At 68.2% G+C, this 20,295-nt stretch carries 19 protein-coding genes; 11 read left to right on the forward strand and 8 right to left on the reverse strand.

Annotated elements, in window-relative coordinates; genetic code table 11:
- From ABEA07_RS02845 to ABEA07_RS02855, 3 genes are all read left to right on the forward strand, one after another.
- A partial coding sequence (locus tag ABEA07_RS02845) for a hypothetical protein (RefSeq protein WP_345535755.1) occupies nucleotides 1-265 on the forward strand: 265 nt, incomplete at its 5' end.
- 107 nt (nucleotides 266-372) lie between these two features.
- Nucleotides 373-2,277, forward strand: coding sequence for an ATP-binding cassette domain-containing protein (locus ABEA07_RS02850; RefSeq protein ID WP_345535877.1), 1,905 nt, complete (start codon nucleotides 373-375; stop codon nucleotides 2,275-2,277).
- 77 nt (nucleotides 2,278-2,354) lie between these two features.
- Nucleotides 2,355-4,109 carry a phospholipase D family protein gene (locus ABEA07_RS02855; protein WP_345535756.1) on the forward strand — a complete coding sequence of 585 codons (1,755 nt, stop codon included), beginning with the start codon at nucleotides 2,355-2,357 and terminating at the stop codon, nucleotides 4,107-4,109.
- 47 nt (nucleotides 4,110-4,156) lie between these two features.
- Here the strand turns inward: ABEA07_RS02855 and ABEA07_RS02860 are convergent, their stop codons facing one another.
- Entirely contained in the window at nucleotides 4,157-5,584 is a 1,428-nt protein-coding gene (locus ABEA07_RS02860; protein ID WP_345535758.1) for an aminotransferase-like domain-containing protein, read from the reverse strand.
- A 103-nt stretch (nucleotides 5,585-5,687) separates the two neighbouring features.
- On the opposite strand from ABEA07_RS02860, the gene ABEA07_RS02865 reads away from it, so the two are divergent.
- Genes ABEA07_RS02865 through ABEA07_RS02890 form a run of 6 tightly spaced genes read left to right on the forward strand, consistent with a single transcriptional unit; the run spans nucleotide 5,688 to nucleotide 11,009 of the window.
- The gene (locus ABEA07_RS02865) at nucleotides 5,688-6,287 is read left to right on the forward strand and encodes a LysE family translocator (protein WP_345535759.1); all 600 of its coding nucleotides are present in this window, start codon (nucleotides 5,688-5,690) and stop codon (nucleotides 6,285-6,287) included.
- Nucleotides 6,284-7,222, forward strand: coding sequence for a DMT family transporter (locus tag ABEA07_RS02870; RefSeq protein WP_345535760.1), 939 nt, complete (start codon nucleotides 6,284-6,286; stop codon nucleotides 7,220-7,222). The genes ABEA07_RS02865 and ABEA07_RS02870 overlap by 4 nt, the downstream gene beginning before the upstream one ends.
- Nucleotides 7,219-8,433, forward strand: coding sequence for an aminotransferase-like domain-containing protein (locus ABEA07_RS02875; protein ID WP_345535761.1), 1,215 nt, complete (start codon nucleotides 7,219-7,221; stop codon nucleotides 8,431-8,433). Before ABEA07_RS02870 ends, ABEA07_RS02875 begins: the two co-directional genes overlap by 4 nt.
- 18 nt (nucleotides 8,434-8,451) lie before the next feature.
- On the forward strand, nucleotides 8,452-9,093 hold the full coding sequence (locus ABEA07_RS02880) for a glutathione S-transferase family protein (RefSeq protein ID WP_345535762.1): 642 nt from the start codon (nucleotides 8,452-8,454) through the stop codon (nucleotides 9,091-9,093).
- Between the two features lie 5 nt (nucleotides 9,094-9,098).
- Entirely contained in the window at nucleotides 9,099-10,007 is a 909-nt protein-coding gene (locus ABEA07_RS02885) for a PhzF family phenazine biosynthesis protein (protein WP_345535763.1), read from the forward strand.
- A gap of 24 nt (nucleotides 10,008-10,031) precedes the next feature.
- Nucleotides 10,032-11,009 carry a threonine dehydratase gene (locus tag ABEA07_RS02890; RefSeq protein ID WP_345535765.1) on the forward strand — a complete coding sequence of 326 codons (978 nt, stop codon included), beginning with the start codon at nucleotides 10,032-10,034 and terminating at the stop codon, nucleotides 11,007-11,009.
- A gap of 41 nt (nucleotides 11,010-11,050) precedes the next feature.
- On the opposite strand, the gene ABEA07_RS02895 is transcribed toward ABEA07_RS02890, so the two are convergent.
- The 3 genes from ABEA07_RS02895 to ABEA07_RS02905 all read right to left on the reverse strand — a co-directional run bounded on the left by ABEA07_RS02895 (nucleotide 11,051) and on the right by ABEA07_RS02905 (nucleotide 16,800).
- Nucleotides 11,051-12,019: a JmjC domain-containing protein gene (locus tag ABEA07_RS02895; RefSeq protein WP_345535766.1), complete on the reverse strand. Its 969-nt coding sequence runs from the start codon at nucleotides 12,017-12,019 to the stop codon at nucleotides 11,051-11,053.
- A gap of 105 nt (nucleotides 12,020-12,124) precedes the next feature.
- A complete protein-coding gene (locus ABEA07_RS02900; RefSeq protein ID WP_345535767.1) occupies nucleotides 12,125-12,757 on the reverse strand; it encodes a dioxygenase family protein in 633 nt (210 codons plus the stop codon).
- A gap of 62 nt (nucleotides 12,758-12,819) precedes the next feature.
- The gene (locus ABEA07_RS02905; RefSeq protein WP_345535768.1) at nucleotides 12,820-16,800 is read right to left on the reverse strand and encodes an autotransporter outer membrane beta-barrel domain-containing protein; all 3,981 of its coding nucleotides are present in this window, start codon (nucleotides 16,798-16,800) and stop codon (nucleotides 12,820-12,822) included.
- Between the two features lie 221 nt (nucleotides 16,801-17,021).
- Here ABEA07_RS02905 and ABEA07_RS02910 point away from each other — a divergent pair, with 221 nt between their 5' ends.
- Entirely contained in the window at nucleotides 17,022-17,696 is a 675-nt protein-coding gene (locus tag ABEA07_RS02910; protein WP_345535770.1) for a histidine phosphatase family protein, read from the forward strand.
- On the opposite strand, the gene cutA is transcribed toward ABEA07_RS02910, so the two are convergent.
- From cutA to ABEA07_RS02925, 3 genes are read right to left on the reverse strand one after another with little or no spacing between them, the layout of a single operon-like run.
- Entirely contained in the window at nucleotides 17,687-18,037 is a 351-nt protein-coding gene (gene cutA / locus ABEA07_RS02915; protein ID WP_345535771.1) for a divalent-cation tolerance protein CutA, read from the reverse strand. The two genes, ABEA07_RS02910 and cutA, sit on opposite strands and share 10 nt — an antisense overlap.
- A 29-nt stretch (nucleotides 18,038-18,066) precedes the next feature.
- The gene (locus tag ABEA07_RS02920) at nucleotides 18,067-18,399 is read right to left on the reverse strand and encodes a hypothetical protein (RefSeq protein WP_345535772.1); all 333 of its coding nucleotides are present in this window, start codon (nucleotides 18,397-18,399) and stop codon (nucleotides 18,067-18,069) included.
- 34 nt (nucleotides 18,400-18,433) lie between these two features.
- Nucleotides 18,434-18,679 (reverse strand): GlsB/YeaQ/YmgE family stress response membrane protein, encoded by a 246-nt coding sequence (locus ABEA07_RS02925; protein ID WP_345535774.1) that lies wholly within the window; start codon nucleotides 18,677-18,679, stop codon nucleotides 18,434-18,436.
- A 129-nt stretch (nucleotides 18,680-18,808) separates the two neighbouring features.
- Between ABEA07_RS02925 and ABEA07_RS02930 the strand changes: the two genes are divergently transcribed.
- Nucleotides 18,809-19,438: a YbhB/YbcL family Raf kinase inhibitor-like protein gene (locus ABEA07_RS02930; RefSeq protein ID WP_345535776.1), complete on the forward strand. Its 630-nt coding sequence runs from the start codon at nucleotides 18,809-18,811 to the stop codon at nucleotides 19,436-19,438.
- A gap of 15 nt (nucleotides 19,439-19,453) precedes the next feature.
- Here ABEA07_RS02930 and ABEA07_RS02935 read toward each other — a convergent pair whose 3' ends face one another.
- Nucleotides 19,454-20,281, reverse strand: a complete 828-nt coding sequence (locus ABEA07_RS02935; protein ID WP_345535778.1) for a creatininase family protein — start codon at nucleotides 20,279-20,281, stop codon at nucleotides 19,454-19,456.
- Between the last annotated feature and the right edge of the window lie 14 nt (nucleotides 20,282-20,295).

Genomic DNA, 20,295 nt, shown 5'->3' on the forward strand with positions numbered 1-20,295 from the left:
CGGCAAACTTTTTCGAAGAAATCTTTTCAAACCCCTTCGCACTCACAGCCTCAAACCCGTTCACGCCATTCAAGCCGCCAGCACCTCTCAGGAAAACCCCTCAGCGCCAGCCCCTCGAACAACACAGCTCGTCTGCAGCGGAGCCTTCAATTATGACACGGTTTTTGACGTCCTGCCACCTTCGAGCACCGCTTTTTTTAACTGCCTAGGCGCTTCTTGCGAAGCGCTGGACGAGCTGAAGTTTCAGCGGAGCCAGCGAGTATAGGCTATTTTTGAATGGGCTCGGCGCGCGCTCGAATCCGGTCCGCTGACCGGCCCTGCGCGCCCCAAACGGCGGCACGCAGGAAAGGGGGCTCGGATAATTCACGCTCCATGGCCCTCATCACTCTTCTTGACGCACAACTGGCCTTCGGCCACGTGCCGCTGCTCCACCACGCGGACTTCTCCCTGCTTGAATCCGAGCGCGTCGGCCTCATCGGCCGAAACGGCACCGGCAAGTCTTCAATGCTCAAGATCCTGAGTGGCTTGGAGAAGCCCGACGATGGCACCTTGCACTTCCAGACGGGATTACGGGTAGCTTACGTCGCCCAGGAGCCTGCCCTCGACATGGATGCGGACGTGTTCACCGCGGCGAGTGCCGGGCTGTCTGACGCGATTGCACTTCGCGATCAATACCTGTCCGGCGCGCCCGGTCGGGATCTCGACGCATTGCAGTCGCAGATCGAAGCACTGGGCGCCTGGAACTGGGAGCAGCGTGTCGAAGAGACACTGCAGCGCTTGCATCTGGACGGCACGGCGCGGGTCGGCACGCTGTCGGGCGGAACCCGCAAGCGCGTCGCCTTGGCGCAAGCGCTCGTGGCCTCGCCCAACGCGCTGCTGCTCGATGAGCCAACGAACCACCTCGACCTGGATTCGATCGAATGGTTGGAACAGTTGCTGATCGACTTCAAGGGCAGCGTCGTCGTGATCACGCACGACCGCAGCTTCCTCAACCGCGTCGCGACCCGAATCGTGGAATTGGACCGCGGCAAGCTGAACTCTTATCCCGGCAACTTCGAACAGTACTTGTTCCAAAAGGAAGACCAACTGGCCCAGGAAGCCATCATCAACGCCAAGGCGGACAAGCTGCTGGCACAGGAGGAAATCTGGATCCGCAAGGGCGTCGAGGCGCGCAGGACCCGCAGCCAGAGCCGCATCAATCGTCTGGAAGCGCTTCGCGGTCGCCGCACGGCACGGCGCGAGGCGCTTGGTAGCGTCAGCATGGACATCGCTTCGGGCCAAGCCAGCGGAAAGATCGTCGCGGAGTTGGCGGGAGCGACGAAGTCTTTTGGCGACAAGATGGTGATCCGCAATTTCAGTGGCACCATCCTGCGCGGCGACAAGGTCGGCCTGCTGGGCCCTAACGGCGCCGGCAAGACCACACTCCTGAAACTGATCCTGGGCGACCTCGAGCCCGACAGCGGCAAGATCCGCCGCGGGACCAACCTGCAGGTCGCCTACTTCGACCAGATGCGCGACGCCTTGCAGCTCGACGCCACGCTGGAAGACTTCATCAGCCCCGGCAGCGAGTGGATCGAGATCGGCAACCAGCGCAAGCACGTCAAGAGCTACCTGGCCGATTTCCTGTTCCCGCCCGCACGCGCCCTGTCGCCCGTGCGCTCGCTCAGCGGCGGAGAGCGCAACCGCCTTCTCCTGGCGCGCCTGTTCGCACGACCTGCCAACGTCCTGGTGCTGGACGAGCCGACCAACGATCTGGACATTGACACGCTTGAACTGCTCGAGGAGCTCCTGCAGAACTACGACGGCACGGTCTTTCTCGTGAGCCACGACCGGACTTTCCTCGACAACGTGGTCAACAGCATCATCGCCTTCGAAGGCGATGGCCTCTGGCGCGAATACGAAGGCAGTGTCGAGGACTGGCAGATCCAGTCCAGGCGCGCCCGCGAGATCGCCGCGCAGCGGGGCGCACCTGCCCCTAGGCCCACAACCCCGGCGCCGCCAGCCGGCGCAGCGGCGCCCCGCACGAACATATCGAGGAAACTCAGCTACAAGGAGCAGCGAGAGTTCGACGCCTTGCCCGCCCTCATCGCCGAACTCGAAGAAGAGCAGAAGCGCATCACGCAGGAACTGGAGCGAGATCGCGGTGAGATCTACGGCAAGAACGCCGCACGGGCCGCCGAACTCGCCCAACGCCACGCACAGATCGACGAGGAACTGCTGGCCGCCATGGAGCGCTGGGAAGCGCTAGACACAGTGCATCGCGGACAGAAGGGATAGGCATCGGCGCCTTCGTCCGACGCGCGTCCCGCGGTCGCTGCGCTATACAGGAGCCCTCCTGACTTCCGGCGCGCTGCATGAACTCCTCCCCGGCCGACCATTCGATCTCGAAAGTCCTGCGGCGCAGCGGCACCGCCCTGTGCACAGCTTTCCTTCTTCTGTCCGCCTGCGCAGAGTTGCCGAAGAACGTGGAGCGCCCCGTCTCCACCGCGCTCGCCTCGCCGGCCGGCACGCAGCTCTCCGCGCTGGTTCAGCAGCGCCGGCAGGCCGCATCTGCCCGATCCGAATCCGGCTTCCTTCTGCTCGACGACGCGCCGGCGGCCTACGGCAGCCGTCTTGCACTGGCCGAGGGGGCGCAGAAGACGCTGGACCTGCAGTACTACGCCATCCATGCCGACGCCAGCACCGAGCGCCTGCTGGCGGCGGTGCGCGACGCCGCCCGCCGCGGCGTGCGAGTGCGGATCCTTCTGGATGACTTCCACAGCACCGGCCGAAACGCGCTCGTCATGCGCATGGCCTTCGTGCCGAACGTGGAGATGCGGATGTTCAACCCCCTGCCCGGGTCGCGCCGCTTCAGCTTCACGCGCCTGCTCAATGTCGTCGAGGATGCCGGGCGCATCCAGCAGCGCATGCACAACAAGCTGTTCATCGCTGACAACGTGCTGGGCGTGACGGGTGGACGCAACCTCGGCGATGCCTATTTCGACAATGCCGCCGCAGCGAACTTCGTCGACATGGACGTGCTGGCTGCAGGCCCGATCGTGCAAGACCTGTCGCGCAGTTTCGACACCTACTGGAACGACAAGCGCGCATACCCGGTCCAGTCGCTGGTGGATCGCGAAGAGCTCGATGCACTGCGGGACAAAGCGCAAGGCGAAGACGCCAAGGGGGACGGCGAAAGCGGCGCGCCGCGCCTGCCCGACGGCGAGCCGCGCCCGCGCGGCTTGGGCGCACCCGCACCCGAGCGGCAGGAAAGGCCCTGGGACCAGAAGCCCATGGACCTGCGCACTGCGAACTTCGTCTGGGCGCCGGCGGCCGTGCTGGTCGACAAGCCGGCGAAGATTCCCGCCGACGCGCCGCGCGGCACGCCGGAGGGGGGCAAGTCCCCAGGCCTCGTCGTGACGCAGCAGGGCAGGCGCCCCTCGCCCGCGGCGCCGAAAAACTCCCTCGAGTCGGCCGCCGACAAGGCCGCCAACGGCGACACCGTGGTGGAAGGACTGCTGAACCTGATCGGCCAAGCGCAGCGCGAGCTGCTGATCATCTCGCCGTATTTCGTCCCCGGCCCCGACATGAAACGGGCCTTCGCCGAGGCGATCGCACGCGGCGTGAAGGTGCGTGTGCTGACCAACTCCCTGGCCTCCAACGACGCCCCGGTCGCCCACGCCGGCTATGCCCGCCATCGCGAGGCATTGCTGGCCATGGGCGTCGGCTTGTACGAACTGCGCAGCGAGCAGGCGGGCCTGGGCAGCGCCTTCGGCTCGACCGGCGGAAGCACAGGCGAATCGCGCTCGATGCTGCACTCCAAGGTACTGGTGATGGACGGCCGCCTCCTCGTGATCGGGTCGATGAACCTCGATCTGCGCTCGCAGTTGCAGAACACGGAACTCGCGCTGTTGATTCGCAGCGATGCGCTGAGCCGGACGGCTGCCAACCAGATCGAGGCCACGATGCGCACCGCCGCCTGGCGCGTTGAGCGCGACGGCAACGACCTGGTCTGGCGCGCACCGGAGAACAGCGGCCTGAAAGACAGCTCGGCAGAGCCGGATGCCAGCGCGGGCCTGCGCCTGCTGCTGAGACTGTTCGGCCCCTTGGCGCCCGATCGCTTGCTGTGAGTCCCCGGCTGGTCGAAGGACATGCGGGACGAGAGCTCACCTTTGGCTCACAGCTGCACCCGGACGCGGGAAAACACCTTCCAGAAAGTCGCATCCTGTGCAGTTGCGAAGTTGATCCGCATGAGTGTGCTGGGCGGCCGCCGCGCATGGAACAGTGAGCCGGGCGCAAGCAGATAGCCCTCGTCCAGCATGCGCTGGGTCAGCACGTCGGTGTCGACCCCGGTGTCGACCCACCCGAACAGGCCCGCCGGCTCGGAGGCCAGCGTGCACCCTGCGGCGAGCGCCAGCTTCACCGTACGGCCGCGCGCGCCCTCCAGGCGCAGGCGCAGGCGCTCGGCATGACGGCGCAGTTGTCCTTGGTCGATCACCCAAGCCAGCGCCCGCTCGAAAAGCGATGGCGTGGTGAGCGTCGCCAGCAGCCGCGTCTCGAGGAGCCGGCTCACCAGGTCCGGCGAGGCGGCGAGAAAGCCGATGCGCCAGTTGGGCGCGAGGACCTTGGCGAAGCCGCTCACGTAGATGGTGCGCTGCAGGCCATCCATCGCGCACAGCCGCGTCGCGTGCTCGGGCGCCAAGTGGCTGTAGGTGTCGTCCTCGACGATGTGGAAGTCGTACCGGTTGGCCAACTGCAGCACGCGATGGGCGCTGCCCGGCGTCAAGCTGTAGCCGGTAGGGTTGTGCAGCACGCTCACGCTGATGAAGAGCTTGGGTTTGTGGCCGTCACCCGCCTGGCAATAGCGCTCCATCACGTCGAGGTCGGGACCGTCGGCCTTGCGCGGCACCGGCAGGATGCGCATGCCCAGCGCCTCCAGGCGCGCGAACTCGAGCGCCCAGCCGGGCTCCTCGACCATCACCGGATCGCCCGGCCGCAGCAGCGTGCGGCTCACGATGTCCAGCGCCTGAGTGGCGCCCACCGTCGTCACGATCTGCTCGGGGCCTGCCGGCACGTTGATGGCGGCGAGCTTGGTCGCCAGGCTGCGGCGCAGGCCGCCGTCCCCGGCCGGCTCGCCGTACTGCAGCGAGAAGTCCTGCAGCGCCCGCGAACTGGTCACGCGGCGAACGGCCGCGGTGACGTGGGGCGCTTCGAGCCATTCCGCCGGGAACACGCCCATGCCCGGCTGCGGCTTGTCGCTGGGCCGGTGAAACATGCCGCGGATCAGCGCGCTCGCATCCGCCGCCACCGGCTGAGCCACGGGCGGCTGCACCTGCGGCCCCACTGGCGCCAGTGCCGGGCCGGCCTGGGCCGCGATGGCGTCCCGCACGAAGAAGCCGCGCTGGCGCCTCGCCTCGACCAAGCCCTGCGCCAGCAGCTGATCGTAGGCCGCGACAACCGTGTGCGGGCTCACACCGTGCTGCCGCGCGCACTCGCGCACCGAGGGCAAACGCGCCCCCGGCGCCAGCAAACGGGTGCGAATGCGCTCGGCGAAGCGGCCGGCCAATTGCTCGGTTAGCGACTGGGTGGAAGTTCGTGTCAGCATCCGCGTGTCTGTTCTGTGTCGATCGCTGAACCGATACAGGCGCAATCCATGTTCGCAAAACTGTATTGGTACTGTAATGGTCATCAGTCTAGAGTCATGTGCCATGAACTGGCAAGAATTCACCGCGCTGCTGGTGCTGGCCACGGCGATGAGTTTCTCGCCCGGCCCCAACACCACCTTGTCGACCGCACTCGCTGCCAACGGCGGATTGCCCCGCGCGATGCGCTTCGTGATCGCGGTGCCGGTGGGCTGGACCCTGCTGCTGGGCCTGAGCGCGGCCGGTGTGGGCGCGCTGGTGGTGGCGGTGCCTTCTCTGCGCTGGGGCATCAAGGCGGCGGGCATCGCCTACCTGCTGTGGTTGGCGTGGAAGCTTAGCCGGAGCGCGTCGCTGGGCCAGCCGAACGGCGAGCAACTGCAGGTCGGCTTCCGGCAAGGCGTGATGCTGCAGTTCCTCAACATCAAGGCCTGGCTGCTGGCCCTGACACTGGTGGCGACCTGGATCGCGGGCCAGCCCGATGCGTTGCAGCGCTTTGCCATCGTGGCGCCCGTGATGCTGGTCTATGCCTTCACCAGCAACTTCGCATATGCGCTCGCCGGCTCGCTGCTGCGCAAGTGGCTGGCTCACGGCCGGCGTCTTCTCTGGTTCAACCGCGCAATGGCTGCCGTGCTCGTGCTGACGGCGTGCTGGATGGCCAGCGTATGAGGATCAAGGACGAGACCCTCGGCATGTGGCTGGGCGTCCTGGGCGTGGCCTTCTTCGGGGTCACGCTGCCGATGACGCGCCTGGCCACCGGCACGCAAGACGCACCGCAGCTCTCGCCGTGGTTCCTGACCCTCGGCCGCGCGGCGCTGGCGGGTGGTCTGTCGGCAATCTTCCTGCTCGCCACGCGTTCGCCGCTGCCCCAGCGCCATCAATGGAAACCGCTCGGCATGGCCATGCTGGGCAACGCGATCGGCTTTCCCCTGCTGCTGGCCTTTGCCCTGCGCATCGTCAGCGCCAGCCACGCGGCGGTGATCACTGCCCTGCTGCCGCTGGTGACCGCGGCCTGCGCCGCGTGGGTCCTGCACCAACGGGCGCGGCTGGGGTTCTGGCTGTGCGCCCTGGCGGGCAGCGCGCTGGTGATCGCGTTCTCGGTGCTGCGCGCCGGCGATCAGCACTTCGGCTTCGCCTGGGGCGATCTGCTGTTGGTGGGCGCGGTGTTCGCTGCCTCACTGGGCTACATCTACGGCGCGCAGGTGACGCCGGCGCTGGGCGCGGAGCGCACGATCTGCTGGGTGTGCGTGATGGCGCTGCCGATCACGCTGCCCGGCGCCTTCCTGATGTGGCCGCAGGAGCCGGTCGCCGGCACGTCCTGGCTGGGCTTCGTCTACGTCGGCGTGTTCTCGATGTGGGTCGGCTTCTTCGCCTGGTACCGCGGCCTGGCCCTCGGCGGTGCGCTGCGGGTGAGCCAGACCCAGCTGCTGCAGCCCTTCTTCTCGATTCTCGCCGCGGTGCCGCTGCTCGGCGAGCCGCTCGATCTCGTCACGCTCGGCTTCGCGGCAGCGGTGGTGGCCACCGTGGTCGCCGGCAAGAAGCTCTCGCAGACGCGCTCCACCGCCAGCCCACAACGACTTGCCCATACAAAGGAAACGACATGAACTGGAAACTCGCCGCACGTGCCGAGAAGATGAACCCCTCGGTGATCCGCGAAATCCTCAAGGTCACCGAGCGCCCCGGCATCATCAGCCTGGCCGGCGGGCTGCCCTCGCCAAAGACCTTCCCGGTCAGCGCCTTCGCCGACGCCTGCGCCGAGGTGCTGCACAAGGACGGGCAGGCGGCCCTGCAGTACGCCGCCAGCGAAGGCTACGGTCCCCTGCGCGAAGCGGTGGCGCAGATGTTGCCCTGGCCCGTTGATCCGGCCCAGGTGCTGATCACCACCGGCTCGCAGCAGGGCCTGGACCTGATCGCCAAGGTGCTGCTGGACCCGGGCAGCCCCGTGCTGGTGGAAACGCCCACCTACCTCGGCGCGCTGCAGGCCTTCTCGCCGATGGAGCCCGAGGTGGTGAGCGTGGCGAGCGACGACGAAGGCGTGGTGGTGGACGACCTGCGCGCCAAGGCGAAGGACGCCCGGTTCATCTACCTTCTGCCCAACTTCCAGAACCCGACCGGCCGCACCATGACCGAGGCGCGCCGCGCGGCGGTCTCGGCCGCCGCGGCCCAGGCGGGCCTTCCGATCATCGAGGACAACCCCTACGGCGACCTCTGGTTCGAAGAGGCCCCCGCGCTGCCGCTGACCGCGCGCAACCCGGAGGGCTGCATCTACCTGGGCTCCTTCTCCAAGGTCCTCGCCCCCGGCTTGCGACTGGGTTTCCTGGTGGCGCCGAAGACGATCTATCCCAAGCTGCTGCAGGCCAAGCAGGCGGCCGACCTGCACAGCCCCAGCTTCAACCAGCGCATGGTGGCGGAGGTGATGAAAGACGGCTTCCTTGCGCGCCACGTGCCGACGATCCGCGCACTGTACAAGCGCCAGCGCGATGCCATGCTCGCCGCACTGGAGCGCGAGATGCAGGGCCTGGGTGTCACCTTCAACAAACCGGCCGGCGGCATGTTCCTCTGGCTGCGGCTGCCCGAGGGCATGGACGCGGTGGCGCTGCTGCCGAGGGCGGTGGAGCGCGGCGTGGCCTTCGTGCCGGGCGCGCCCTTCTATGCCGGGACGGCGGATTCGCGCACGATGCGCCTGTCCTTCGTGACCGCCAGCGTCGAAGAAATCGATACCGCCATCCGAGCACTGGCCGATGCCGTGCGCGAGCAACTGGCGCACAACGCCGTCACCCAGGTGCAGCGCCAGCTCGCCGGCAGTGCGGCCTGAGCTTCAAGGAGCCACGACATGCTCAACATCTGGGGGCGCATCAGCTCCATCAACGTCCGCAAAGTCGTGTGGTGCGCGCAGGAACTCGGTCTGACCTTCCAGCGCACCGAGGCAGGCGGCCGGTTCGGCATCGTGCAGACGCCGGAGTATTTGGCGATGAATCCGAATGCACTGGTGCCGGCCATCGACGACGGCGAAGGCGAGTCCCGCGTCACGCTCTGGGAGTCGAACGTGATCGTGCGCTACCTGTGCGCAAAGCACGCGTCAGGCACGCTCTATCCGGAAACGCTGGCCGCCCGCTTCGATGCCGAGCGCTGGATGGACTGGCAGCAGACCACGCTGAATCCGGCCAGCGGCGGCGCATTCCGGCAGTGGATCCGCACGCCTGCGGAGCAGCGCGACGCGTCGGTGATCGCCCGGTCGGTACACGCGACCGAGCCGCTGTTCGCGCTGCTGGATGCGCACCTCGCGAATCGTCCCTACATGTGCGGCGAGCACTTCACCATGGCCGACATCCCGGTCGGCTGCGAAGCCCACCGTTGGTTCGGCCTGCCGCAAACCGAGTACCGGCGGCCGAGCTGGCCCCACGTCGAGCGCTGGTTCGCGGACCTGCGCAGCCGCGCCGGCGCGCGCGGCGTGCTCGACCTCGCACTGGAGTGAATCCCATGAAAACCCGCCCCTTCAAGCAGGTCGACGTCTTCACCGCCAGGCCCTACGCCGGCAACCCGCTCGCCGTGGTGCTCGACGGCAGCGGGCTGGACGATGCAGCCATGCAAGCCTTCGCCAAGTGGACCAACCTGTCGGAGACGACCTTCCTGCTGCCACCCACCGACCCGTCGGCCGACTACCGCGTGCGCATCTTCACGCCCGGCGGCGAGTTGCCTTTCGCCGGCCATCCCACGCTGGGCAGTTGCCATGCCTGGCTGGAGGCCGGTGGCCGGCCCGGATCGCCAGGGCGAATCGTGCAGCAATGCGCGACGGGACTGGTGCCGATCCGCGTCGACGGCGAGCGCCTGGCCTTCGCCGCGCCGCCCTCCCGGCGCAGCGCGCCCAGTCCTTCGATGCTGGCCAAGGTGGCGGCGGCGCTCGGCCTGAAGGCGCCGCAGATCGTGGCCGCGCAGTTGCTGGACAACGGCCCGGTGTGGCTGGGCCTGCTGCTGAGCGATGCCGACGCCGTACTGACACTCAAGCCTGATCACCGCATGCTCAGGGAACTCGGGCAGAAGGTGGGCGTGGCCGGCCTGGCTGCGCGCGACGAACCGGCCACCGCGCTGATCGCACGTTCGAACCGCGAGGCGCGCGCTTTCGCACGCACGCCGGCCGAAGACATCGCTCTCGAAGTGCGCGCCTTCGCCGCGCCGATCGGCGTCGACGAGGACCCGGTCACGGGCAGCTTCAACGCCAGTCTCGCGCAGTGGCTGATCCCCGAGGGTCACCTGCCCGCACGCTACCTCGCGGCGCAGGGCCAGTGCCTGGGCCGCGAAGGCCGCGTGCACGTGCAGCGCGACGACGAGGGCCAGGTCTGGATCGGCGGCGATTCGGTCACCTGTATCGACGGCAAGGTTTCACTCTAGACACCGCAACACACCGAGGCCGCGATGCGCTTTTCCCGCGACGAAATCGAGGCCGCGCGCCGCACCGTCTACGCGGCGATGCCGCCGACCCCGCAGTACGCCTGGCCGCTGATGCGGCTGCGCCTGGGCTGCACGGTCTGGACCAAGCATGAAAACCACACGCCGGCCGGCGCCTTCAAGGTGCGCGGCGGGCTCACCTATTTCGAGACACTGGCGCGCGAACAGCCCGGTGTGCGCCATGTCATCAGCGCCACCCGCGGCAACCACGGCCAGTCGGTTGGCTTCGCCGCACGCCGCCACGGACTCGCCGCAACCGTCGTCGTACCCCGCGGCAACTCAGTGGAGAAGAATGCAGCGATGCGCGGGCTGGGCGTGAGGCTGATCGAGCATGGCGAGGAATTCCAGACCGCCAGCGAGCATGCGACCCGCCTGGCCGAAGCCGAAGGCCTGCACCGCGTGCCCTCCTTTCACCGTGAGCTGGTGCGCGGCGTCGCCAGTGCCTACGTCGAGTTCTTCGAGGCGCTGGACCGGGCGCCCGGCGGCGCGCCGGAGGTGCTATTCGTGCCCATCGGGCTGGGCTCAGGCTTCGCCGCCGCCGCGGCGGCCCGGGCGCATTGCGGCGTCAGGACCCGGCTCGTGGGCGTCGTCTCGGCACATGCCACCGCCTACCTGGACTCGTTCCGCGCCGGCCATGCGCTCGAATCGCCGGTCAGCACGCGTCTGGCCGATGGCATGGCCTGCCGCACCCCTGTGCCAGAAGCCTTGGAAGTGCTGCGACAGGAGGCCGAGGACGTGGTCGCGGTGAGCGACGACGAGGTCGCCGAAGCCATGCGCATGCTCTTTACCGACACCCACAATGTGGCCGAAGGTGCGGGCGCCGCAGCGCTGGCGGCCCTGCTGCAGCAGCGCGGCCGCTGGGCGGGCAAGACCGTCGGCCTTGCGCTGACCGGTGGCAATGTGGATGCTGCCGTGTTCGCGGAAGTGCTTTCGGCAACCCGGTAGGCAAGGAAAGCGCGATCAGCGACTGCGCGATGGGCGAGCCGCTAGAAAGAGCCCGGCGGTGCCTTGGCCTGCTTGAAACGGCGAAATGGTGCGATGGTGCGCGAGATCGATGCGCGGGCCATGCCGACCGCCCCGCCAACCGGTGCCTTGAGCCAATCCGCCGCGGGCGACTCGCCCGGGAAGGCTGGTGACATGCCGGCCCTGCGCAGGAGCCGGTTGAACTGGTGAACGCGGGCCATTCTTCGCGTCACCGAGGTGTAGAAGGTCACGCCGATGGAGATCGACACGCCGTCGCCGGGCTTCACCCAGCCCGTATCGGAACTCGTCATGTGCGGCGAGGTGCTCGGAAAGTAGATCGCATCCCCTGCCTGGGTCTCGAACTGGTGGCTGCGCGCCCGGTACTCCTCCTTGAAGCGGACTTTCCGCAGCGAGTGGCCGACGATGAAGTCTTCGACCGCATCGGCCTGCACCACGGTCCGATCCCGATGGTCCCAGACGTTCATGGTCTTGCGCCCGTGCAACTGGAGCCAGAAATTGTTCTCGCGATCGATGTGGAAGGGGGTCACCGACGGGGGCGCCGAAAGGAAGGCGAACCCGTTGATGTTGAAGATGCCCGGTTGCTCGCGCTCGACGTAAGGCCGCATCGTGTCGACGATGCTGGCGAGCAATTGCGCGTAGCGAGGGATGACCTCGATGTTGTAGAGCGCCACCCACGAGCCCGACTCCTCGATGCGCTCGAACACCTCGTCGATGCTCCTGCCGTCCGGATGCCGGCTATCGTGTGAAAAGGCGGACGCCTGCGTGATGCCGGGCCGGGTGAACCGGCACTGGTTGAATGGCACCAGCTCCTTGGCCAGCTGGGCAAGCTCCGCCACCTGGAACAGCGGGTGCTCATGGAAGTTGTGGTGCAAGGCCGTGATCCTGTGCGGGGAAAAGCTCGCGGGATCGTCTGCCCACACGCGATAAATCCGGTCCTTTTCGACGGCCGTGCTGCCGTTTGCGCTCTCCATGCTGCCTCCTCACTGCCTGGAAGACAGAATGTAGTAGATAGTATTACCTTTGCTTGTAAGTCGATAGGCAATGAATTGCCAGATTCGTCCCTGCGGTGCAGGCGATCAAGCGGCGACGACGATCGGGAATCGCGCCCGCAATCCGTCGGCTACAGGGTCGAAGGACACCGTCAATGCCCCGCGCGCCGGCTCCGACAAGCTGCGCCAGAGGAAATCGCGCGCATTGCCGGGATCGCCCGCCACGTACAACTGCGTCGTCAGCAGTTCGCGCCCATCCATCTTCACCTTGACGTGGATGTGGGCCGTTCGCCCGCCGTAGGGCACCGGGCGGATGGTGCGGAATTGAAAGCCGCCCTGGGCGTCTACCACGGCCCGGCCGAAGCCCTGGAAGGCCGCGTCGGCCCGGTCGCCGTCGCCCGGATGGTGATAGTGGCCGTCGTGATCGCACTGCCAGATCTCGACCTGGGCGCCGCGCAGCGGCTGGCCGTCGAGATTGCTCACGCTGCCTTCGAGCCACGCTGGTTGGCCGCGACGGTATCTCAGCGTGCCGTTGCGCAGCAAGTCGCCGTCGCTGTCGGCCGGCAACTTGACTGGATAGAAGGGGCCCTCGGTTTGGGCCGGCGTGGCGATGCGCAACGGTTGCGGCTGCGCGCGAACCCCCAGCCAGAGCACGGGTACCGCGATGAAGGCCGCAGCGACCGTGCGACGCGGAAGGCGTGAGGAAGGATGCGCAGCCATGGGCGGTGGGAGCCGCCGGCCGCGCGCGAGTTCCAGCCCGGCGCGCCTGGTGGCGTCGGGGTTTACCAGCGCACCCGCACGCCGACGGCGCCTTGCACCGAGGACTTCACCCGCGTGTCGCCGCCGGTCGCGAAGACCTTGCCCAGCTCACCGTAGACGCTCACGGCCCGGGTCACCGACAGCGTCGCACCGGCCGCGGCCTCCACCGAAGTGAAGCCGCCGGCGCTGGCGATCGGCGTGACGAAGCCGCCGTTGATGAAGCGCACCGTGTCGCCGGCATCGTTGCCGTGAACCACGCCGACGCGGGCGTAGGGTTGCAGGCGGCCGGCGGCGGTGGCGAAATCGCCCTTCACCCGCACGCCCAGGCCCGCGGTCCAGCCCTTGGCGTCGTCCTGCTGCACCAGCGCGCCGGAGATCAGCATGTCGTCGACCTTGGCGCGGCGGTAGCTCAGTTGCGCCTGGGGCTCGATGGTCCAGTTGCTCCCCAGCGAGAAAGCCTGGCCCACCTCGACCGAGGCGGTAAGGCTGTTGCCCTTGCCCGAGGCCGCCAGCGCACCCAGCGGCCGGATGGTGTAGCGCTGCGAACCGTACTGCAATGCGGCATCCACATAGAAGCCGGTGGCGTTGGCATAGGTGGCGTAGGCGCCAAGGTAGCGGCTGCGCAGGTCCGTGCTGCCGACCGGGCGGTAGAGCCCGCTGGCGAAGCCGCTCATGTCGGCATCGCCGTCGAGATGGCCCACGTAGACGCCGGCGCGCCAGTCGCCCAGCGGCGAAACGTAGACGTCGGTGCCGGCCTGCAGGCCGCTGACATGGCCCTGCGTCGACGGATTGACGATGCCCGACTGCCGGATGTCCAGGTCGCTGTAGATCGCACGGGCCCAGGCGTGGCGCTCGTTCGATAGGGCGCCGGCAGCCGGCGTCAGGCTGGCGACGGGCCGGCCGCTGGCGTCGTCGTCCCCCGTGCGCGAGCGCATGTTGCCGAGCATCGCCATGTCGGCGCGCCGCAACTGGGAAGGCAGGGCGGCCAGGATCGGGACCTCGACGCGATAGGCGGTGACGCCGATCGGCGCAGGCGCAGGCGCAGGCGCAGGCGCAGGCGCAGGCGCGGGGGGTGCGGGCGGAGCCGGAGGCGCAGGTGGCGCCGGGGGCGCAGGCGGCGCAGGCGGCGCAGGCGGTGCAGGCGGTGCAGGCGGTGCAGGCGGTGCAGGAGGGGGCGGCGGCGGGGGCGGCGGAGGGGGCGGGATCACCTGCGAACGCAGATACCAGTTCTCCCCGGCACCACCGGCATCCGCGGCATACAGCCGGTACTCGAAAGCGCCCGCATCCACGTGACCGGCGCCCCCGAGCGCAAAGGCGCTCTTCGTGGTCTGGGCCGTGGTCGTCGCGCCGTTCAGCGCCGTGATCACCTCGATGCCATTGCCCGTGGTCTGGCCGCCGAGGCCGCCGAGATTGGTGATCTGCAGCGTGGTGTTGCCGCTGGCGCTGGCCGCCAGGCCGTCGAACACGAGCCGATCCGAGGGCCCACTCGCGTCGAGCACTGTGCCCAAGCGCACGGTGCCGTTGTTGCCGACGTAGGGACCGGTCACGGTAAGGGTGGTGCCAGCCGCGCCGCCCACCAGGGAGACAGTGCCGCTGTTGCTGAGCGAAGACATGCTTTGGCTGAAGCCTGCCAGGTCGAGCGTGGCACCCGCCGCGACGCTGTGCGCCGAGGCGGCGCTCAGCGTGTTGGCAGCACCCGCACGCAATGTGCCGCCGGCGACGGTGGTGCTTCCCGTGTAAGTATTGCTACCCGAGAGCAAGAGCGTGCCGGGGCCACTCTTGATCAGTGAGCCGGCACCGGGAGGCGGGCCGCTCGAGTAGGTCCCGTTCGTCATCGCGCCACCGAAGCTGCCCGCGCCCACGGTCAATTGACTGCCATTGAGTCCGACAGTGCCATTGCCGTTCAACTGGCCGATGGTTTGCGTTCCGCCGACCAGCTCCAGGCCGGACAGCACCTGACCGGCCACGACGTTGCCAACGGAATTGACCGTGACATTCGCCGTCGGCGAGAAGCGGTTGCTGCCGTTCGCGAGCACGCTTCCGCTGCCGCTGACCACGAGGTCGGCAGGCACGTTGCCCGCGGCAGCCAGGACCAGATTGGCATTGCCCTGCACCGTCGTCGTGCCGCCGTAAGTGTTGGCCGCGTTGTAGGTATAGCCGCTCCAACTGCCGCCTGTGCCATCGAGCGTGATGCCGCCCACCCCGCCGATGCTGCCGCCAAACACGATGGACCCCAGGGGAGCGGCATGGGTCAGCGTGGCGGTCGAATTGAGCGTGACGGCTCCGGTCCAGGTGGACTGGCCCACCGGCGCCACCGCGAAGCTGCTGTTCACGACAACGGCATTGTCCAATTGCGCCTGTGTGCCGAACGTCCCGCCGTTGATCGTCACCGGGCCCGAGCCGAGCGCGCCTGCGACCGTCACCGTGAGTCCACCGGCGTTGAGCGTGGTCCCGCCGGTGTAGGTGTTGGCCGTGTTGATGGTCGTCGTGCCGGTGCCTGCCTGCACCAGCCCGCCGCCGCCGCTGATCGCATTGCCCAGCACGTAGTTGTCCGAGCGGTTCACGATCAGCGAAGCACCGCTGGCGACGGCGATGTTGCCCAGCACGCTGCCGGTCGTCCCGCCGTTGCCCAGCTGCAGCGCACCGCCATTGACGGTGGTGCCGTTGGTGTAGGTGTTGTCGCCCGTCAGCGTCAGGGTGCCGGCGCCGACCTTCACGACGGCGCCGTTACCGAGCAGCACGGGGTTGATGTAGAAGCCGCCGATCTTGTCGGCCGCGCCTCCTCCCGTGTTCGAGATCACGCCGCTGATCAGGTCGTTGTTGCCCAGCGCGCCCACCTGCAAGGTGGAGTTGCCGAGCACGACACCGCCCGAACCCGACAGCGACCCGATGGACGCCGCCGGCAGGGCGGTATCGCTGACGTAGACCTCGCCGGCGTTGATGACGGTGGCGGCGCTCAGGTCCGCCGTGTTCCCCATCTGCAGCGTACCGCTGTTGTTGTTGATGGTGGCCGTGCCGCCGGTACTGGACTCCTGGAAGATCAGCCGGCCGCCGTTGTTGTTGAGGGTCGCCTGCTGCGCGCTGGCGCCGCCGCCGCCGAACAGCACGTAGGAGCCGGCGCCGTTGGTCGTGATCGTCGCCGTGCCGGCGTTCGCCCCGTTCTGGAATTGCAGGCCGCTGTTGCTGCCGTTGAGGTTGGTGTTGACCCCGACGGGGACCGTGATCTGCAGGTTGCCCGCGCTTGCGGTGGCGTCCTGGAAGCGGAGCTCGGCGTTCTCGAGGAGGGTCACCGGCCCGCTGCCGAGGGAACCCGCCGTCGTCGTCCAGACGTTCAGGCGCCCGTCCACGCCGTTGCCCTGCAGCACGGTGCCGCCGGTGTAGTTGTTGGCCGCGTTGTCGATGGTCAGGCGCCTGGTCTCGTCGCCCAGCGCATTGGTGCCGGTGTTTCGCAGCGTGAGCGTGCCGCCCGTGATCTGACCTGTCAGCTGATTGCCGGCGGTGCCCGCCACGTCCACCGTGCCGCCGGCCCCGCCGAGGGTGATGGCCCGGCCGCTGGCGAAGTTGCTGGCGCCGATGCGCAAGGTGCCGCCGTCGATGACGATTCCACCCCCGCTGCCCAGGTTGGCATCGGCACCGACCTGCAAAGCACCGGCGTTGATCGTCGTACTTCCCTGGTAAGTATTGGCAGCACCCAGGACGATGATGCCCGCGCCGGTCTTGACGATGCCGTTGATGCCGCTGATCACGCCGCTCTGCGTGGCGGTGCCGGCATCGTTGCTGTTGAGGGTGACGTTCGAGGGCGTCGTGTCGATCGGCGCGATCAGGTTGTCGCCGTTGGTGTAGTTGACCTGCGCGATACCCGCCGGCGCCAGCACGCTCAGGCCTGCCGCCACCACCAGCGAGCCCAGCCCGCCCGAGCGCTTGCCGCGCGCTGCCGTGATCTCCGATACCGCCACCCAGGCGCCGGTTGCGTGGTTCCAGACGGTCCTGTATGTCCTGTTCATGTCGGTGCTGTCCCTCTCGTTGACGTTGTGGCGACATCGCAGCGCCGGGGCCATGCGGCAATGTCGCGAAAGCTTGCATTCTGGCACCGATGAAAACTTTTGGATTCACTCTATTACAAAAGATGTAGTTTTTTCCCTGAATGTTGGCGAGCTGATGCAAACCAGCCACAGGTCGCGGCGGAGACGGTGCCCTCGGTACCGTGCCGGCAGAATTCCGCCCCATGGGAACGCTCTATCTCGTACGGCACGGCCAGGCCAGCTTCGGCGCGGACGATTACGACCAGCTCAGCGAAATGGGGCAGCGGCAGTCGCGCCGGCTCGGGGAATACTGGCGCGAACGCGGGATGCAGTTCGACGCGGTGATCACCGGCACGCTCAAGCGCCACCGCCAGACCTGGGAGGGCATCGCCGAAGGACTGGGCCTGTCCGGGCAGGAGGTGCTGCCCTGGCCAGGGCTCAACGAGTACGACGCCGAAGCGGTGATCGCCGCCATCCATCCCGAGAAACTGCACAAACCCGAATCTCCCGAGGCCTATCGCCGCCATTTCCGGCTGCTGCGTGACGGTCTGGGCGCCTGGATGCAGGGCCGCGCCGCGCCCGCGGGCATGCCGAGCTATGTCGACTTCCTGGCCGGCGTGACCACCGCGCTCGACCACGTGCGCGGCAGGCACCACGGGGCCCGCGTCCTGGTCGTCTCCAGCGGCGGGCCGATCGCCACCGCAGTGGGCCATGTGCTGGGCATCAGCTCCGAAACCACCATCGAGCTCAACTTGCGCATCCGCAACACGGCCGTCACCGAGTTCGCCTTCACGCCCAAGCGGCACATGCTCCTGACCTACAACACGTTGCCGCACCTGGACGGCCCGGCCTACGAAGGCTGGGTCACCTATTCCTGAGGCGCCGCAGGCGCCGGGCTTCCGCTGCTGCCCTCGGCCAGCCAGCGCAGATAAGCGGGCGAGCCGGCCGTGATCGGCAAGTGCACGATCTCGGGCGTCTCGTAGCTGTGCCGCTCGCGGATGAAGGCCTCCAAGGCCGCGAAGCGCGCGGACAGCGTCTTGATGAGCAGCAGCCATTCCGGTTCGCGGTGCAGCGTGCCCTGCCACATGTAGAAGCTGCGCACGCGCTCGACCTGGACGCAGGCCGCGAGCCGGGCCTCGACGATCGCGGCGGCCAGCAACTCCGCCTCGTCCTCCGTGCTGGCGGTGGTCATCACGATGCAGGGCGTTGTGGGTTCCATGGTTTCCTGGGAGGGCTTGGGGAGGATTTCTAGGCTTGCCAGACACCGTAGCCGGCTTCACGCAGCGCGATGCCGAGTTCGACCTCCATCTCACGCGCCGCCTCGTACGGCATCGGGTTGTAGGCCGCATAGAGCGCCGGCAGCAAGCGCAGTCCATAGTTCCGCACGAAGCTGTTGGCCTGCATGCCGGCCTTGTGCTTGTCGAAGCGTACGTCGGGATCCAAGCCCGTCATGCCTACGTAGACGAAGGGTTTGCCGAGCTGATAGTCAGGATTGGCACGTCGGAAGCGGGCGATGTTCCAGACCCGGTCGTCGAGTTCGACCACGTAGACGTGGTGGTGTGCCCTGGCGCGACGGCCCATTGCCGCCTCCTCTTCCGCAAACGACTTCCGCGCACTACTTGCGCCTGATGAGGCCCCAGATGAAGAGCAGCACGATCGCCCCCACCACCGAGGCGATGAAGCCCGCGCCCTGCCCCGCCGTGTACCAGCCCATGGCCTGGCCCGCGTAGGTCGCGATCAGGGAACCGGCGATGCCGATCAGCGTGGTGACGATGAAGCCTGCCGAATCGTCACCCGGCTTGATGGCGCGCGCCACCAGGCCCGCGACGAAGCCGATCAGAATGGTCCAGACGATGCTCATGCGCTTTCTCCTCGAAGTTGGAGCAGGGAATGGGCCTGCGCGCGGGCAGGGTCCGATTCATGATAGCGGAGCGTCTCGCCGCTCTCGTGTCCTACACCTCCCCGCCGGACTGCGCGCTATACCTGCGACATGCTCGAAAAGCTTCCTGAAGCCATCGGTCAGGCGCTGCACGGCGTGCGTGCGGGCCTTGACGCGACGGTCTTCAACACTCTGGGCCTGCGCGAGGGCATGGCGACGATCACGCTGGGCAGCCTGGCCTTCGCCGACCATGCGCCGCTGCCGCAGCGCTACACGGCGGATGGCGAGGGGCTGTCGCCGCCGTTGCAGTGGACCGGCGTGCCGGCCGGCGCCGCCTCCCTGGTGCTGATCGTCGAGGATGCCGATTCGCCCACGCCGCATCCGCTGGTGCATGCGATCGCGGTAGGCCTGCCGGCCGAGGACGGCAGCCTGCCCGAGGGTGCCTTTCCCAGCCCGGACCACGAAGGCACCGGCCTTCATGCCGGACGCAATTCCTATCTGCAGGCAGCCTGGCTGCCGCCCGATCCGCCCCCTGGACACGGAGAGCATCGCTACGCCTTCCAGCTGTTCGCGCTCGACAGCGCGCCGGCGTTCTCGGACACGCCGGGCCGCGACGAGGTGATGGAGCAGTTGCGCGCGCATGCGCTGGCCAGCGGCCTGCTCATCGGGACCTGCACGCGGCCCGACGGTTCGATCAAGGTCGAAGACACCGCACCCGGCGGGCCGGCAGTCGCCGGCTGAGCCGGCCGCATGGGTTCAGGGCAGCGGTTGCGTGTAAGCGGTCGACAGCGGCAGTCGGGAGAACTCGGCCAACAGCGCAGCCAGCTGGCGCGCGGCCTCGTCGACCATGGCCTGGCCTTTCGCGGCGCTGGCCGCCGCCGCATTGCCGGCCGCCCCCGCGGGGTTGTAGTCCTCCATCGCCCAGCCCAGCCTGGCACTGCGGCCGTTGCCCAGGATCGGGTAGTCGGCCGCCCGCTGGCGCGAACTCGAGCCGAAGTCGCGCGCGGCCCCCATTGCCACCTGCGCCGGTGCAAGGGCCAGCATCATCGAAGTCTCAATCTCGCCCGCGTGCACGCCGAAGCGGTGCTCCTCGGCGCTGAACTGTGCGCCGGCGTCGCCCAGGGGCAGGTTGAACCAGCTCGCGCTGTAGACGATGAGGCCGTGCGCCACGCGCAACTCGCGCGCCGCGATCTCCATTGCGCCGGTGTGGCCGCCATGGGCATTGAAGAGCAGCAGCTTGCGCACGCCCGCCTGGGCCACGCCGGCACCGATCTCGCGCCACAGGCGGATCAGGGTCTCGGACGACAGCGTGAGCGTGCCGGGAAAGCGGGCGTGTTCGGGGCTCAGGCCGATCGCCTGCGTGGGCAGGAAGAGCACCGGCAGTTCGGCCGGCAGCAGGGGCAGGGTCGCGCCGACGATGCCGTCGACCAGCGCCGTATCGACGCCCAGCGGCAGGTGCGGACCGTGCTGCTCGGTCGCGCCCAGCGGCAGCACCGCGACCGTCGCGGCGGGATCGAGCGAGGAGAAGTCGGGCGCCCGGAGCTGGGACCAGAAGCGGCTGCGGGCGGGAGGCGGGGCGGTCATCCGGCGATCTTAGT

The sequence above is a fragment of the Variovorax defluvii genome (assembly GCF_039541515.1).
GTDB lineage: Bacteria > Pseudomonadota > Gammaproteobacteria > Burkholderiales > Burkholderiaceae_C > Variovorax > Variovorax defluvii.